General features: G+C 61.1%; 1 pseudogene. It reads right to left on the bottom strand.

Features of this window, described 5'->3' with window-relative positions:
* Positions 1-203, bottom strand: a pseudogene (locus tag ACW9H9_RS28995) (IS630 family transposase); the annotation flags it as partial.

The following is a 203-nucleotide window of genomic DNA, read 5'->3' on the forward strand; positions in this document are numbered from 1 at the left end:
CAATTTGAACGTGCGCGTCAGGTGAGGCTTCAGATCATTGGCAGCCCACAGTTTATGGACGGTGGTCGAGGAAATACCCGCTGCCCTTGCCATGCTCCGACAGCTCCAGCGCGGTTCACCGATGCGAGGTCGGGTAACCTGCTCCAAGACCCGGCGAACCGTCTCCTCAGGCAAAGGCGACTTGCGCCCGCGCCCCGGTTTAT

The sequence above is a fragment of the Pseudomonas sp. SDO5215_S409 genome, from assembly GCF_054071325.1.